The organism is Mycobacterium talmoniae (assembly GCF_001854525.1).
GTDB classification, from domain to species: domain Bacteria; phylum Actinomycetota; class Actinomycetes; order Mycobacteriales; family Mycobacteriaceae; genus Mycobacterium; species Mycobacterium talmoniae.
This window is the reverse complement of sequence record NZ_MLQM01000139.1, coordinates 1-14,587: the sequence shown is the minus strand read 5'-3', so window position 1 is coordinate 14,587 and position 14,587 is coordinate 1. Positions and strand designations below refer to the sequence as shown.

14 protein-coding genes, 2 tRNA genes and 1 pseudogene are annotated in these 14,587 nt (G+C 69.0%); 11 read left to right on the top strand and 6 right to left on the bottom strand.

The features are described from left to right. The 7 genes and pseudogenes from BKN37_RS20385 to pknB all read left to right on the top strand — a co-directional run. Window positions 1-1,016 (top strand): FHA domain-containing protein (locus BKN37_RS20385; protein WP_131823660.1); only part of this gene is annotated, 1,016 nt, incomplete at its 5' end. Window positions 1,017-1,147: 131 nt separating this feature from the next. Then, complete coding sequence (locus tag BKN37_RS20380; RefSeq protein ID WP_071028778.1) at window positions 1,148-1,615, top strand: FHA domain-containing protein FhaB/FipA; 468 nt, start codon at window positions 1,148-1,150, stop codon at window positions 1,613-1,615. After that, the gene (locus BKN37_RS20375; RefSeq protein ID WP_071028777.1) at window positions 1,612-3,099 is read left to right on the top strand and encodes a PP2C family protein-serine/threonine phosphatase; all 1,488 of its coding nucleotides are present in this window, start codon (window positions 1,612-1,614) and stop codon (window positions 3,097-3,099) included. Before BKN37_RS20380 ends, BKN37_RS20375 begins: the two co-directional genes overlap by 4 nt. Then, complete coding sequence (locus BKN37_RS20370; protein WP_071028776.1) at window positions 3,096-4,535, top strand: FtsW/RodA/SpoVE family cell cycle protein; 1,440 nt, start codon at window positions 3,096-3,098, stop codon at window positions 4,533-4,535. The genes BKN37_RS20375 and BKN37_RS20370 overlap by 4 nt, the downstream gene beginning before the upstream one ends. Continuing rightward, complete coding sequence (gene pbpA / locus BKN37_RS20365) at window positions 4,532-6,007, top strand: D,D-transpeptidase PbpA (RefSeq protein WP_071028775.1); 1,476 nt, start codon at window positions 4,532-4,534, stop codon at window positions 6,005-6,007. Before BKN37_RS20370 ends, pbpA begins: the two co-directional genes overlap by 4 nt. After that, window positions 6,004-7,191: pseudogene (locus tag BKN37_RS20360) on the top strand (protein kinase domain-containing protein); the annotation flags it as partial. The gene pbpA and the pseudogene BKN37_RS20360, both read left to right, overlap by 4 nt. A 2-nt stretch (window positions 7,192-7,193) precedes the next feature. Then, a complete protein-coding gene (pknB, locus tag BKN37_RS20355; protein WP_071028774.1) occupies window positions 7,194-9,080 on the top strand; it encodes a Stk1 family PASTA domain-containing Ser/Thr kinase in 1,887 nt (628 codons plus the stop codon). Here the strand turns inward: pknB and BKN37_RS20350 are convergent. Further along, a complete protein-coding gene (locus BKN37_RS20350) occupies window positions 9,058-9,738 on the bottom strand; it encodes an aminodeoxychorismate/anthranilate synthase component II (protein WP_071028773.1) in 681 nt (226 codons plus the stop codon). The genes pknB and BKN37_RS20350 overlap by 23 nt on opposite strands. A gap of 25 nt (window positions 9,739-9,763) precedes the next feature. Beyond that, window positions 9,764-10,516: a DUF881 domain-containing protein gene (locus tag BKN37_RS20345; protein ID WP_071028772.1), complete on the bottom strand. Its 753-nt coding sequence runs from the start codon at window positions 10,514-10,516 to the stop codon at window positions 9,764-9,766. Between the two features lie 155 nt (window positions 10,517-10,671). Between BKN37_RS20345 and crgA the strand changes: the two genes are divergently transcribed. Continuing rightward, window positions 10,672-10,953: a cell division protein CrgA gene (gene crgA / locus BKN37_RS20340; protein WP_071028771.1), complete on the top strand. Its 282-nt coding sequence runs from the start codon at window positions 10,672-10,674 to the stop codon at window positions 10,951-10,953. Between the two features lie 155 nt (window positions 10,954-11,108). After that, window positions 11,109-11,525, top strand: a complete 417-nt coding sequence (locus BKN37_RS20335; protein ID WP_071028770.1) for a PH domain-containing protein — start codon at window positions 11,109-11,111, stop codon at window positions 11,523-11,525. Between the two features lie 80 nt (window positions 11,526-11,605). Here BKN37_RS20335 and BKN37_RS20330 read toward each other — a convergent pair whose 3' ends face one another. Continuing rightward, window positions 11,606-12,154, bottom strand: a complete 549-nt coding sequence (locus BKN37_RS20330; RefSeq protein WP_071028769.1) for a peptidylprolyl isomerase — start codon at window positions 12,152-12,154, stop codon at window positions 11,606-11,608. Window positions 12,155-12,285: 131 nt separating this feature from the next. On the opposite strand from BKN37_RS20330, the gene cwsA reads away from it, so the two are divergent. Continuing rightward, window positions 12,286-12,714 carry a cell wall synthesis protein CwsA gene (cwsA, locus tag BKN37_RS20325; RefSeq protein WP_071028768.1) on the top strand — a complete coding sequence of 143 codons (429 nt, stop codon included), beginning with the start codon at window positions 12,286-12,288 and terminating at the stop codon, window positions 12,712-12,714. A 68-nt stretch (window positions 12,715-12,782) separates the two neighbouring features. Continuing rightward, complete coding sequence (locus tag BKN37_RS20320; RefSeq protein WP_071028779.1) at window positions 12,783-13,709, top strand: metal-dependent hydrolase; 927 nt, start codon at window positions 12,783-12,785, stop codon at window positions 13,707-13,709. 111 nt (window positions 13,710-13,820) lie between these two features. On the opposite strand, the gene BKN37_RS20315 is transcribed toward BKN37_RS20320, so the two are convergent. The 3 genes from BKN37_RS20315 to BKN37_RS20305 form a co-directional block, all read right to left on the bottom strand. After that, a tRNA-Ala gene (locus BKN37_RS20315) sits at window positions 13,821-13,893 on the bottom strand. 177 nt (window positions 13,894-14,070) lie between these two features. Further along, window positions 14,071-14,144: transfer RNA gene (locus tag BKN37_RS20310), tRNA-Ile, on the bottom strand. 61 nt (window positions 14,145-14,205) lie between these two features. Next, on the bottom strand, window positions 14,206-14,587 hold a 382-nt coding region (locus BKN37_RS20305), incomplete at its 5' end, for a DUF3566 domain-containing protein (RefSeq protein WP_131823659.1).

Genomic DNA, 14,587 nt, shown 5'->3' with positions numbered 1-14,587 from the left:
CGCCGGAGCAGGGCGGCTATCCCCCGCAGCATGACCAGGGCTACCCGCCTCCGCCGCCGCGGCGCCCGGAGCAGGGCGGCTACCCCGAGCAGGGTGGCGGCTACCCCGAGCAGGGTGGCGGCTACCCGCCGCCCTACGAGCAGCGTCCGCCCGCCGGCTATGGCGGCGGGCAGGGCTATGACGCCGGTTACCGCCAAGCGCCCGGCGGGTACGGCCCGCCCGGCCAGCAGGGCTACGGCGACTACGGTCGCGGCCCGGCCCGCCCCGATGACGGCGGCTACGGCCAGCCCGAGCCCAGCGGCGGCTACGACCAGCCCTACCAGGGCGGGGCGCCCTACGGCCGCCAGGATTACGGCCAGCCGGAGTACGGCCGCTACGCGGACGGGCCCGGCGGCTACGGCGAGCCCCCCGGCGGCCGCTACCCGGACGCCCCACCGGCCGGCGACTACGGCCAACCCCCCGCGGGCGGCTACGACTACGGTCAGCCCCCCGCCGCGGATTACGGCCAACCCCCGGCCGGGGAGTACGGCCAGCCCGCCGCGGGTGACTACGGTCAGCCTCCGGCCGCTGGCTATGGCGAGCCCGGCGCCGACTACGGCCAACCCGTGGGCGGCGGTTACGGCGAGCCCGGCGGTGGCTACGGAGCTCCCGCGGGCGGCTACGGCGGTTACGACCAAGGTGCCGGCTATGACCAGGGCGGCTACGACCAGGGCGGCTACCCGTCGACGGCGACCAACGTCACCCTGCAACTCGACGACGGCAGCGGCCGCACCTATCAGCTGCGCGAAGGCACCAACGTGATCGGCCGCGGCCAGGACGCGCAGTTCCGGCTGCCCGACACCGGGGTTTCGCGCCGCCACCTGGAGATCCGCTGGGACGGTCAGGTCGCGCTGCTGTCCGACCTCAACTCCACCAACGGCACCACGGTGAACAACGCCCCGGTGCAAGAGTGGCAGCTGGCCGACGGCGACGTGATCCGGCTGGGCCACTCCGAGATCGTGGTGCGCGTTCACTGAGATCGCAGCGCAACGCGAAGCTCCCGCGCTTCGCGCCCCGCGTCGATCACCGTCCAAGTATCGTGACGTTGCCGACGTGCTCGGCAACGCTGGTTCACAATGAACGGCACCAGGGACGGAGAGGACGCCGGATGCAGGGACTGGTACTGCAGCTGACGCGTGCCGGGTTTTTGACGCTGCTGTGGGTGTTCATCTGGTCGGTGCTGCGGATCCTGCGGACCGACATTTACGCCCCGACCGGTGTCGTCATGGTGCGCCGTGGGCTGTGGCGACGCGGCGCGTTGCTGCCGTCACGACAACGCCGGCACGCGGCCCGCGCCCTGGTGGTGACCGAGGGAGCGTTGGCCGGTGCCCGCATCACCCTCGGCGGTCAGCCGGTGTTGATCGGTCGCGCCGACGATTCCACGCTGGTGCTCACCGACGACTACGCCTCGACACGGCACGCCCGGCTGTCCCAGCGGGGCTCGGAATGGTATGTGGAGGATCTAGGATCGACCAACGGCACTTACCTTGACAGGGCAAAGGTGACTACCGCGGTACGAGTTCCACTGGGAACGCCGATTCGGATCGGCAAGACGGTAATCGAGCTACGCCCGTGACCCTGGTTCTGCGCTATGTCGCCCGCAGCGACGTCGGCCTGGTACGCGGCAACAACGAAGACTCGGTGTATGCCGGCGCCCGGTTATTGGCGCTGGCCGACGGGATGGGCGGGCACGCCGCCGGCGAGGTGGCCTCCCAACTGGTGATCGCCGCGCTGGCCCACCTCGACGACGACGAGCCGGGCGGGGACCTGCTCGGCAAGCTCGACGCCGCGGTCCGGGAAGGCAACGCCGCCATCGCGGCCCACATCGAGGCCGAGCCCGAACTCGAGGGCATGGGCACCACGCTCACCGCAATCCTGTTCGCGGGCAACCGGCTTGGCATGGTGCATATCGGCGATTCCCGCGCCTACCTGCTGCGCGACGGTGAACTCACCCAGATCACCAAGGACGACACCTTCGTCCAAACGCTGGTCGACGAGGGCCGGATCACCGCGGAAGAGGCGCACAGCCACCCGCAGCGGTCGCTGATCATGCGGGCGTTGACCGGCCACGAGGTCGAGCCCACCCTGACGATGCGGGAAGCCCACGTCGGCGACCGCTACCTGCTGTGTTCGGACGGGTTGTCCGATCCGGTGAGCGACGAGACCATCGAAGAGGCGTTGCGCATCCCCGACGTGGTGGCCAGCGCCGACCGGCTCATCGAACTGGCCCTGCGCGGTGGCGGACCGGACAACGTGACCGTGGTGGTCGCCGACGTCGTCGACGATAACTACGGCCAGACGCAGCCGATCCTGGCCGGAGCGGTATCCGGCGACGCCGGTCAGCTCACCGTGCCCAACACCGCCGCGGGCCGGGCCTCCGCCATCAGCCCGCGCAAGGGCTCCCCCAAAAGCGTTGCCCCGCAAGTAGAGACGCCGACCCCGCCGCCGCGCACCCGACGGCGGATCATCACCGGGGCGGCGTTGGTGTTGTTGTTGACCGTCCTGGGCCTCGGCATCGGCTGGAAGGTGATCCGCACCAACTACTACGTGGCCGCGCACAACGACATCGTGTGGATCATGCGCGGCGTGCAGGGCTCGATCCTCGGCGTGCCGCTGCACGACCCGTACCAGTGGGGCTGCCTCGACGACCGCAACCAACTTTCGCAGATCCCCTACGGCCAATCCGGGCGGAGCCGGGGCTGTACGGCGATGAAACTGGAGGATCTCAAGCAGTCGGCGCGCGCCCAGGTGGCCTCCGGGCTGCCGGTCGGCAGCCTCGACCAGGCGGTGGCCCAGCTCAACGATTTGGCGCGCAACTCGGTGCTCCCGCCGTGCCCCACACCGAAAAGCCCGGTGGCCCCGCGGGCCCGGAAAACCGCCGGCCAGACACCGGACGACAACGCCCCGCCCACGGCGCCGTCCACCACCGCGGCCTCGCAGGAGCCGTCGGCGCGTGCGTCACCAGAACCGAGTCCGACCACGGTGCCCCATCTGCCCACCGTGACCGCGCTTCCGCCGGGGCCACTCGAGCCGGGCGTCGACTGCCGGACGGTGGCATGACGACACAGACGCAGCCCCAGTCGCCAGTCGCGGTGACTCCGCCGCTGCCGACTCGGCGCAACGCCGAACTTCTACTGCTGTGCTTTGCCACCGGGATCACCACGGTGGCTTTACTCATCGTTGAGGACAACCAAGAACAAGGGCTGCGCTGGGATATGGCCGGCTACGCCGCAGCCTATCTGGTGTTGTTCGGCTGCGCCCACCTGACCATCCGGCGGTTCGCCCCCTACGCCGACCCGCTGCTGTTGCCGGTCGTTGCGCTGCTCAACGGGCTGGGCCTGGTCATGATCCACCGCCTCGATCTGGGGCTGGGCACCATCGGCGGTCACGACCGACCCGGCGCCTACCAGCAGATGGCCTGGACGCTGGTCGGGGTGCTGGCGTTCGCGCTGGTGTTGGTCTTCTTGAAGGATCACCGCCAACTGGCCCGCAATGGCTATATCTGCGGGCTGGCCGGCCTGGTGCTGTTGGCCATTCCGGCGCTGCTGCCGTCGTCGTTCGCCCAGCAAAAAGATGCGTCGTTCGTCAAGCAGAACGACGCCAAGATCTGGATCCAGTTGCCGGGCTTTTCGATTCAGCCCGCCGAGTTCTCCAAGATCCTGCTGCTGGTGTTCTTCGCCGCGGTGCTGGTGGCCAAACGCGGACTGTTCGTCAGCGCCGGCCGGCACGTGCTCGGGATGACACTGCCGCGCCCGCGGGATCTGGCTCCGCTGTTGGCGGCGTGGGTGATCTCGGTGGGCGTGATGGTCTTCGAACGCGACCTCGGGACGTCGTTGCTGCTGTACGCGTCGTTTCTGGTGATCGTGTACATCGCCACCCGCCGGATCAGCTGGATGGTCATCGGGCTGACGCTGTTCGCGGTGGGAAGTGTTGCCGCGTATTACCTTTTCGCGCATGTCCGGATCCGGGTGCAGACCTGGCGGGACCCGTTCGCCGACCCCGAGGGCAGCGGGTACCAGATGGTGCAGTCGCTGTTCAGCTTTGCCACCGGCGGCGTGTTCGGCACCGGGCTGGGTAACGGCCAACCCGATACGGTGCCCGCGGCGGCGACCGATTTCATCATCGCCGCGTTCGGCGAGGAGCTCGGGCTGGCCGGGCTGGCCGGGCTGTTGATGCTCTACACCATCGTGATCATCCGGGGTTTGCGCACCGCGATCGCGCTGCGCGACAGCTTCGGCAAGCTGTTGGCGGCCGGGCTGGCGTCCACGCTGGGCATTCAGCTGTTCATCGTGGTCGGCGGGGTGACCAAACTCATCCCGCTCACCGGGCTGACCACGCCGTGGCTGTCCTACGGCGGCTCGTCGCTGGTGGCCAACTATGTGCTGCTGGCCATCCTGATGCGGATCTCCAACGCCGCGCGCCGGCCGTTGGCCAGCCGCCGGGACCCCACCACGCCGATCGCCACCGCCAGCACCGAAGTGATCGAGCGCGTATGAACACCACGCTGCGCCGCATCGCGGTGGCCCTGATGGCGCTGATCGTGCTGCTGCTGATCAATGCCACCTTGACCCAGGTGTTCACCGCCGACGGGCTGCGCGCCGACCCGCGCAACCAACGCATCCTGCTCGACGAATACTCCCGCCAACGCGGTCAGATCACCGCCAACGGCCAGCTGCTGGCCTACTCGGTGGCCACCAACGACCGGCTGCGGTTCCAGCGGGTCTACCCCAACCCCGAGCTGTACGCACCGATCACCGGCTTCTATTCGCTGCGCTACTCCAGCAGCGGCCTGGAGCGCGCCGAGGACTCGGTGCTCAACGGCTCCGACGACCGGCTGTTCGGGTTCCGGCTGGCCGACTTCTTCACCGGCCGCGACCCCCGCGGCGGCAACGTCGACACCACCATCAACCCGCGCATCCAGCAGGCCGGCTGGGATGGCCTGCAGCACGGCTGCAACGGGCCGTGTCGGGGGGCGGTGGTCGCCCTGGAGCCGTCCACCGGCAAGGTGCTGGCGCTGGTGTCCTCACCGTCCTATGACCCCAACCCGCTGTCGTCGCACGACGCCGAGGACCAGGGCCGAGCGTGGCAGCAATTCCGTGACGACACCGCCGACCCGCTGAGCAACCGGGCCGTCGCCGAAACGTATCCGCCCGGTTCGACGTTCAAGGTGATCACCAGCGCCGCCGCGCTGCAGGCCGGCGCCAGCGAGGACGATCAGCTGACCGCCGCGGCGCAGATCCCACTGCCCGACAGCACCGTCACCCTGGAGAACTACAACGGCGCGTCGTGCGGGCCGGATGCGACGGTGTCGCTGCGGATCGCGTTCGAGCACTCCTGCAACACCGCGTTTGTCGAATTGGGGATCCGCACCGGGACCGATGCGCTGCGCAGCATGGCGCACGCGTTCGGTTTCGACCGCACTCCGGATCCGATCCCGCTGCAAGTCGCCGAGTCCACCGTCGGGCCGATCCCCGATGCCGCCGCGCTGGGGATGTCGAGCATCGGCCAAAAAGACGTCGCCGTCACCCCGCTGGAGAATGCGCTGGTCGCGGCGACCATCGCCAACGGGGGGATCGCGATGCAACCGTACTTGGTCAACAGCCTGCAAGGCCCCGACCTGGCTACCATCAGCACCACGGCGCCGCACCCGCAGCGCCGTGCAGTGTCTCCGCAGGTCGCAGCTAAGCTGACACAATTGATGGTCGGCGCCGAGAAGGTCACACAGCAGAAAGGGGCGATCCCCGGCGTGCAGATCGCATCCAAGACCGGTACCGCTGAGCACGGCAGCGATCCGCGCAATACGCCACCGCATGCGTGGTACATCGCGTTTGCGCCGGCGCAGGCCCCGAAGGTGGCCGTTGCGGTGGTGGTCGAGGATGGCGGTGACCGACTGTCCGCGACCGGCGGTGCGCTGGCCGCGCCGATCGGACGGGCCGTGATCGAGGCCGCGCTGCAGGGAGGACCATGAGCCCGCGAGTAGGGGTGACGCTGTCTGGCCGCTACCGGCTGCAGCGCCTCATCGCCACCGGCGGCATGGGCCAGGTGTGGGAGGCGGTTGACAGCCGGCTGGGCCGTCGGGTCGCGGTGAAGGTACTCAAGAGCGAGTTCTCCTCCGACCCGGAGTTCATCGAGCGGTTCCGCGCGGAGGCGCGCACCACCGCCATGCTCAACCATCCCGGCATCGCCGGTGTGCACGACTACGGCGAAACCGAGATGAACGGCGAGGGTCGCACCGCCTACCTGGTGATGGAGCTGGTCAACGGGGAGCCGCTCAACTCGGTGCTCAAACGCACCGGGCGGCTGTCGCTGCGGCACGCGTTGGACATGCTCGAACAGACCGGGCGCGCGCTGCAGGTCGCGCACAGCGCCGGCTTGGTGCACCGCGACGTCAAACCCGGCAACATCATGATCACGCCCACCGGCCAGGTGAAGATCACCGACTTCGGGATCGCCAAGGCGGTGGACGCCGCCCCGGTCACCCAGACCGGGATGGTGATGGGCACCGCCCAATACATCGCCCCCGAGCAGGCGCTCGGGCACGACGCCACCCCGGCCAGCGACGTCTACTCGCTGGGTGTGGTGGGCTACGAGGCGGTGTCGGGCCGCCGACCGTTCACCGGCGACGGGGCGCTGACGGTGGCGATGAAGCACATCAAGGAGCCGCCGCCTCCGCTGCCCGCGGACCTGCCGCCCAATGTCCGGGAGCTGATCGAGATCACCCTGGTCAAGAACCCCGGGATGCGTTACAAGAGCGGCGGACCGTTCGCCGATGCGGTGGCCGCGGTCCGCGCCGGCCGCCGACCCCCGCGACCCAATCAGTCCGGTACCGGGGGTCGGGCGACGCCGTCGGCGATTCCGTCCGGCGCGCAGACCCGGGCCGCCGCGGACCTGACCCGCCGCGCCACCGCGGCCCGCCGCCCGGCGTCGCGCCCCGTCACCGGCGGCCATCGGCCCGCCCCGCCGCGGCGCACGTTCTCCGCCGGCCAGCGGGCGTTGCTGTGGGCGGCCGGGGTGCTGGGCGCGTTGGCCATCATCATCGCGGTACTGATCGTGGTCAACGCCCGCGACGACACCGGGGGCCAACCGTCGACGCCGACCGTCACCGACACCTCGTCGCAGGGTTCGGCCACCGAAACCACCGGGACCGGCGCACCATGACGACCCCCCAGCACCTGTCCGACCGCTACGAACTCGGGGAGATCCTGGGTTTCGGCGGCATGTCCGAGGTCCACATCGCCCGCGACACCCGGCTGCATCGGGACGTGGCGGTCAAGGTGCTGCGCGCCGACTTGGCCCGCGACCCCAGCTTTTACCTGCGTTTTCGCCGCGAAGCACAGAACGCGGCGGCGCTGAACCACCCCGCCATCGTGGCGGTGTATGACACCGGGGAGGCCGAAACACCGGCCGGCCCGCTGCCCTACATCGTGATGGAGTACGTCAACGGGGTCACCCTGCGCGACATCGTGCACGGCGACGGTCCGATGCCGCCCCGGCGCGCCATCGAGGTCATCGCCGACGCGTGCCAGGCGCTGAACTTTTCCCACCAGCACGGCATCATCCACCGGGACGTCAAACCGGCCAACATCATGATCAGCACCGCGAATGCGGTCAAGGTGATGGACTTCGGCATCGCCCGGGCGCTCGCCGACAGCGGCAACAGCGTCACCCAGACCGCCGCGGTGATCGGCACCGCGCAGTACCTGTCCCCGGAGCAGGCCCGCGGGGAGTCGGTCGATGCCCGCTCCGACGTCTACTCGTTGGGCTGTGTGCTCTACGAGATCCTCACCGGGGAGCCCCCATTCATCGGCGACTCACCGGTGGCGGTGGCCTACCAGCATGTCCGCGAGGACCCGACCCCGCCGTCGCAACGGCATGAGGGCATCTCACCCGAGTTGGACGCCGTCGTCCTCAAGGCGCTGGCCAAGAATCCGGACAACCGGTATCAGACCGCCGCGGAGATGCGCAACGACCTGGTCCGCGTGCACAACGGTGAGGCCCCCGACGCACCCAAGGTCCTCACCGACGCCGAGCGCACCGCAATGCTGGCCGCCTCCAGCTCGCGTCCGGTCGGGCCGGTCAGCCCGGCCACCGACCCGCTGCCCCGCCAGGAGCCGGACTTCACCAGCGATCGCACGGTCGGCTCGGTGGGCCGCTGGCTGATCGCGGTGGCGGTGCTGGCGGTGTTGACCGTCGTCGTCACGTTGGTGATCAACACCTTCGGCGGCAGCACCCACAAGGTGCAGGTCCCCGACGTCCGGGATAAGACGTCGGCCGACGCGGTGGCCGACCTGCAGAACAAGGGCTTCGAAACCCGCACCCTGCCGAAGGTGGATTCGACGGTGGCGCCCGACCACGTGATCGGCACCGATCCGCCGGCCAACACCTCGATGCACGCCGGCGACACCATCACCGTCAACGTCTCGGTGGGCCCCGAGCAGCGCCAGGTGCCCGACGTGTCCTCGCTGAGTTACGCGGCCGCGGTCAAAAAGCTCAAGGCCGCCGGCTTCGAGCGGGTCAAGCAACAGCATTCGCCGTCGACGCCGGACCTCAAGGACCGCGTGGTGGGCACCTATCCGCCGGCCAACCAGACCTCGGCGATCACCAACGAGATCACCATCATCGTCGGTACCGGGCCGTCCACCAAGCCGGTGCCCGACGTGGTCAACCAGACGCCCGAGGAAGCCCAGAAGACCCTGACGTTGAGCGGCTTCACCAAGATCAACCAGGTGTCGGTGGACAGCCCCCGCCCGGCCGGGGAGGTGGTGGGCACCCGGCCCGCCGCCGGGGACACCGTGTCGGTGGACACCGTCATCGAACTGCAGGTCTCCAAGGGCAACCAGTTCGTGATGCCGGATGTCACCGGCATGTTCTGGACCGACGCCGAACCGCTGCTGCGGGCGCTGGGCTGGACCGGGGTGCTGGTCAAGGGCGCCGATGTGGACGCCGGCGGCGACCGACACAACAAGGTCGTCTACCAGAGCCCGTCCTCGGGGCAGGGCGTGAACCGCGACGCGAACGTCACGCTGACGTTCGGTCAGTAACCTCCGGCGGGCGGTGCGCGGCGGCCACCGCTTGACTGACCTCGTGTTCCAGCCGGCGCACCAGCGCCTCGTCGCGGGTCTGCCCGCAGCAGGCCAGCCAGTTGGCCAGCATCCGGTGCCCGCCCTCGGTGAGGATGGATTCCGGATGGAACTGGACCCCGTGGATCGGCAACTCGGTGTGCCGCACCCCCATGATCACCCCGCGTCGGGTCCGCGCGGTCACCTCGAGTTCGTCGGGCAGCGTTTCCGGCAGGATCGTCAACGAGTGGTACCGGGTTGCCGTGAACGGATCCGGAAGCCCTTCCAACACACCGGTATTGGTGTGAAACACGGTGCTGGTCTTGCCGTGCAACAACTCCGGGGCGCGCCCCACCGTGGCGCCGAACCCGACGCCGATGGCCTGGTGGCCCAGGCACACCCCGAGCAGCGGGGTGCGCGCCGCGGCGCAGGCCCGGACCACCGCGATCGACGCCCCGGCGCGTTCCGGGGTGCCCGGTCCGGGGCTCAGCAGCACCCCGTCGAACCCGGTGACGACGGACGCCTCGGCCAACCGGGGGTCGTCGTTGCGCCACACGGTCGCCGGCACCCCGAGTTGCCCCAGGTATTGCACCAGGTTGAACACGAAGCTGTCGTAGTTGTCGACGACCAAGACCTGCACCGTGTCAGGCTACCGGTCGGTTCGGTTAGTAAGGCAGCGGACCAGCGGGGACGGCGTAGAGCATGCGCACCGGGTCGGTGGAGCCGGCGACATGCGCGTCGGGCAGCACCTGTTCGCTGTAGCCGAGCCCGAACCGCACCACGTACTGCTTGTAGAGGGTCACCAACGGGGCGTCCGCCAGCGCGGCCTGCATCGCCGCGGCATCGCCGATCGCGGTCATCGTGTACGGCGGGCTGTAGGTCCGCCCGTTGAGCAGCAGGGTATTGCCGACGCAGCGGGGCGCCGAGGTGGCGACGATGCGTTGGTCCTGCACCTGAATGGCCTCGGCGCCGGCGCTCCACAGCGCGTTGAGCACCGCCTGGATGTCTTGCTGGTGCACCACCAGGTCGTCGGGGGAGGCGTCGCGCGGGAACCGCCCGTAGGCGTCGCGCTGCGCATCGGTCAGCGTCACCGCCAGGCCCGGGCCGTGCACCGGGTCCAGGCCGGCATCGCCGGCCAACTGGGCGGAGCGCTTGAGCATGGCCGCCAACGCGGTGCCCGCCCCGCGGCCGTGGGCGGAGTCGATGCTGGTAGTCAGGCTGTCGCGTTCGGCGCTGAGCCGGTCCACCGCCGCCTGCGTCTCACGGACCAGGTCAACCAGCCGTGGGGCGTCGCTGCGGCGGATCTCGGCGCCCCCGGACACCCCGTGGGTGGCGCCCAGCAGCAGTCCGGCCAGCACGCACACCAGCGGGACGCCGAACCGCCAGGGTGAGCGGCGGGCCCGCGCGGTCTTGTCCACTGGTTGTCCTTCCCGCGAGCAGTCCCCCGCGAGCAGACGCAGAATCGCACGCTGACTGCCCGAAAAATGCGATTCTATGTCTGCTCACCGGCCACGGTAACCTCGTAGCCGAGCAACGCTCGCACCATTCATCGTCGCACTGTCCTGAGGTATCGATGCCCAAGTCCAAGGTTCGCAAGAAGACCAGCTTCACCGCCAGCCAGGTGAGCCGTACGCCGGTCAAAGTGAAGGCCGGGCCCTCAAGCGTGTGGTTTGTGGCCTTCTTCATCGGGCTGATGCTGATTGGGCTGGTCTGGCTGATGGTGTACCAGCTGGCGGCCACGGGTCTGGACGCCCCCGCCGCGCTGAACTGGATGGCCGAGCTCGGACCGTGGAACTACGCGATCGCGTTTGCTTTCATGATCTCCGGGCTGTTGCTCACCATGCGTTGGCGCTGAGCCGGCGGGCCGCCATGTTGCATTCATCTGCACCTCTGGGCGTTACTGCGCTGCCAACCAAGCAATTGCTCAATCACACGTATGTGATTCATCCCCATTGTTGATAGCGCTTGTGGATAACTCCATCGGCAGCGGTAGAAGCGGTTAGGTATCCCGTGCAGCAAACACAGTGGGCGCCGCGGACCGGCGGCATCGTCGCTTGCGCGGTCGCCGGAATTGTGATGGCTATCTCCGCTGTGACGCTGGTCACAGACGTCCCCGGGCGGGTTTTGGTGGGTATTGCTGCCGTGGGCTTGCTGGTGTTTGCAACCGTGTCGTGGCGCGCCCGCCCAAAACTGGCAATTACCGCCGACGGCCTGCGGGTGCGCGGCTGGTGGCGCACCCAACTGCTGCGCCCGGCCGATATCACCGTCGTCCGGATTACCGAATTCCGCCGGCTGGCGCGCAAGGTCCGGCTGCTGGAGATCGAAACCCGCGACGACCGGCTACTTATCTTGTCCCGCTGGGACGTTGGGACCGATCCGCTGGATGTGCTGGACGCGCTCACCGCGGCCGGCTACGCCCGTTCCTGACCGCGAACAGACGCAAACGCCCCCGTTTTTGGCCGTGGCGAGGTGCTTTTACGTCTGCTCGTCGAAAGAGGTCGGCAGCGTCAGGCGATGGTGACCGATTCGATGACGACCGGCTCGGTGGGGCGGTCGCTGCCGTCGGTGGCGGTGCTGGCGATCGCGTCGACCACTTGCTGCGACACCGGATCCACCACCTCACCGAAGATGGTGTGGCGGCGGTTGAGGTGCGGTGTCTGGCCGACGGTGATGAAGAACTGCGACCCGTTGGTGCCCGGGCCGGCGTTGGCCATCGCCAGCAGGTAGGGCTTGTCGAACTGCAGCTCGGGGTGGAATTCGTCGGCGAACTTGTAGCCCGGGCCACCACGGCCCGTCCCGGTCGGGTCGCCGCCCTGAATCATGAAGCCGCTGATCACCCGGTGGAACACCGCGCCGTCGTAGAACGGACCCGAGGAACCGCCCGACGCGTTGGTGGTCGAGTACTCCTTGGTGCCCTGCGCCAGGCCGACGAAGTTGGCCACGGTCTTGGGGGCGTGGTTCCCGAACAGGGCGATCTTGATGTCGCCGCGGTTGGTGTGCAGCGTGGCGGTGGCGGTCTGAATGGGGCTCGTGGTCACGGGATGACAGTCTGCCATCCGAGTCGCTGTGGTCGCCGCCACGGGGGGCATTTCGCCGCGGGTAGTCGCCGGATCAATGCTCTCGCCCCACGGGCGGGCCCAGAGATGGCAATCTGAAACGGTGGCGAGCTTCGGCAGAAAGGTGCGATATGAGCCCCAAGACTGACACCCGGTTGACCCCGCGGCAGCGGCTGAGCCGGGGCCTGACGTACACCGCGATCGGACCGGTGGACGTCACCCGTGGCGTGGTCGGGCTGGGCGCCCACTCCGCCCGGGCCGGTGCGGCCAGCCTGCGTCGGCGCTATAAGGAAGGCCGGCTGGCCCGCGAACTGGCTGCCGCCCCGGAAACCCTCGCCAAGGAGCTCGCCGCCGCGCAGGAGGTGGTCACCGGTCTGCCGCAGGCCCTGCAGGATGCCCGCCGCTCCCAAGGCCGCAGTCGCCGCCCCTGGGTGCTCGCGGCCGTCGCCGCGGCGGTGCTCGCCGGGGGTGCGGCCGCGTTCGCGATCATCCGCCGCACCTCCCGCCCGCAGGAGGAGTCGCCGCGGCCGCCGAGCGTCGAGGTGCAGCCCAAGCCGTAAGCGGCCGGCTGGACAGCGCACCGGCGGCGCCTATCGTGGAAGTCAGTGCGACCTTCAAGGAGGCGCAGATGGCAGAGACGCCGCCTACCCAGGAGCTGCGCGCGTTCGATCAGGGTTGGCCGACCCACCGGAGAATGGTGCGGTTCGACTGGTCGGAGACCCCGTTGCACTGGGTGCCCGACGATCCGTTCACCACCCATGTCATCAACGTGCTGCACCTGCTGCTGCCGGCCGGCGAACGCTGGTTCATCGAGGCGGTTAAAGAGGCGGCGCCACTGGTCGACGATCCCGACCTGCAGGCCGCGATCAAACCGTTCATCCAGCAGGAGGCCTGGCACGCCTGGGCGCACACCATCGTGCTGCGTCACCTGGCCGACCAGGGCATCGACACCACCGCCTACACCGATCGGCTGGATCGCTGGTTGTCGGCGCTCGGCGAGCGCCACGAGCGCTGGCCGCAACCGTTGCGGCGCTGGTGGCTGTATCGCCACTTGGCGGACACCGCCGCACTCGAGCACTTCACCGCCGTGTTGGGTCAGTGGGTGATCCAGACCCGCGGGCTCGACTATGCCGGGGCCGATCCGACCATGCTGGACCTGCTGCGCTGGCACGGCTGCGAGGAGGTCGAACACCGCGCGGTGGTGTTCGACATCTACCAAAACGTCTGCGGCAGTTACGCGTTGCGGGCGCTGTCGATGTTGCTGACCGCACCGCAGTTCGTCTTCTGGTGGTTCGCCGGGGTGCGCTATCTGATGCGCCACGACCCGACACACCCGCGGGCGCCGCGGTGGCGGGATTGGTTGCGGGCAGCCCGGGACTACCGCACCCCGGGGCCGTGGAAGCTGCTGGTGACCACGCCGGTGCGGTATCTGCGGCCGCGTCACCATCCGCAAAGCGAGGGCAACACGGCGATGGCGCTGGCGTACCTGGAACAGTCGCCCGCGGCGCTGGCCGCCCGGGAGCGGGCCGCTGCCGCCAGCGACGACGACGGATGATGTGCGTGGAGCGCGCGCCGACCGGCTTCGCCGAGATCGACGTTTCCGTGGAAAAGGTCGAGTGGACCTCACGAAAACGTCGATCTCGACGCAAGAAAAGCGAGATGTGTGTGGAGCCTAGGGGAATCGAACCCCTGACACCTGCCTTGCAAAGGCAGTGCTCTACCAACTGAGCTAAGGCCCCGGGTACTGATCAGCCGGGGCTCAACCGCCCCGGATCGGCCACAGTGTGCCACACCTCGGCCTTGCCCCGCGATCGCAGGATCACCGCGGCGACCGCGACCAGCGCCAGCAGCACCGCCAGTCGCCTCACCTGCGACCTCCTCGGGGTAGCACCGGCCAGCCGACACCATCGGCTCCGTGGGCCTAGGAGGACTCGAACCTCCGACCTCTTCGTTATCAGCGAAGCGCTCTAACCGCCTGAGCTATAGGCCCGCATGCACACACGGCCGAGCGACGAGATTACCGCACTCGATGCCAGCCGCCCAAACCCGTCTCAGTCGCGGTCGGCCAATGTCACCTCGATGCCGCCGATCAGGTCGGTGGTCAGGTTGTAGATCAACGCACCCACGGTCGCCATCGCGGTGAGCAGGACGATATTGACCAGCCCGATCAGGGTGGCGCCGCCGAAGATCGATCCGCTGGAAACCAGCTCGGTGGCTCCGCTGGTGTTGTTCAGCAGGTCGCCGACGTTGCTGTTCAGCTTGCTCCACACCCCCATGCTGCCCAGCACCAGATACAGGAACGCCACCGCGATCATCCACACGAAAAACAGCGCCACCGACAAGATCAGCGACACCTTCAGCGTGCTCCACGGATCGATGCGGCGAATCTGCATGCTGGCCCGCACCGGCCCGCGGGGCCGGTGGTTGGACTCC

Bases quoted from the DNA above. Each gene is read 5' to 3' on its own strand.
- BKN37_RS20380 (WP_071028778.1), top strand. From the start codon at position 1,148: ATGCAGGGACTGGTACTGCAGCTGACGCGTGCCGGGTTTTTGACGCTG.
- BKN37_RS20370 (WP_071028776.1), top strand. From the start codon at position 3,096: ATGACGACACAGACGCAGCCCCAGTCGCCAGTCGCGGTGACTCCGCCG.
- pbpA (WP_071028775.1), top strand. From the start codon at position 4,532: ATGAACACCACGCTGCGCCGCATCGCGGTGGCCCTGATGGCGCTGATC.
- pknB (WP_071028774.1), top strand. From the start codon at position 7,194: ATGACGACCCCCCAGCACCTGTCCGACCGCTACGAACTCGGGGAGATC.
- crgA (WP_071028771.1), top strand. From the start codon at position 10,672: ATGCCCAAGTCCAAGGTTCGCAAGAAGACCAGCTTCACCGCCAGCCAG.
- BKN37_RS20330 (WP_071028769.1), bottom strand. From the start codon at position 12,154: ATGGCAGACTGTCATCCCGTGACCACGAGCCCCATTCAGACCGCCACC.
- cwsA (WP_071028768.1), top strand. From the start codon at position 12,286: ATGAGCCCCAAGACTGACACCCGGTTGACCCCGCGGCAGCGGCTGAGC.
- BKN37_RS20320 (WP_071028779.1), top strand. From the start codon at position 12,783: ATGGCAGAGACGCCGCCTACCCAGGAGCTGCGCGCGTTCGATCAGGGT.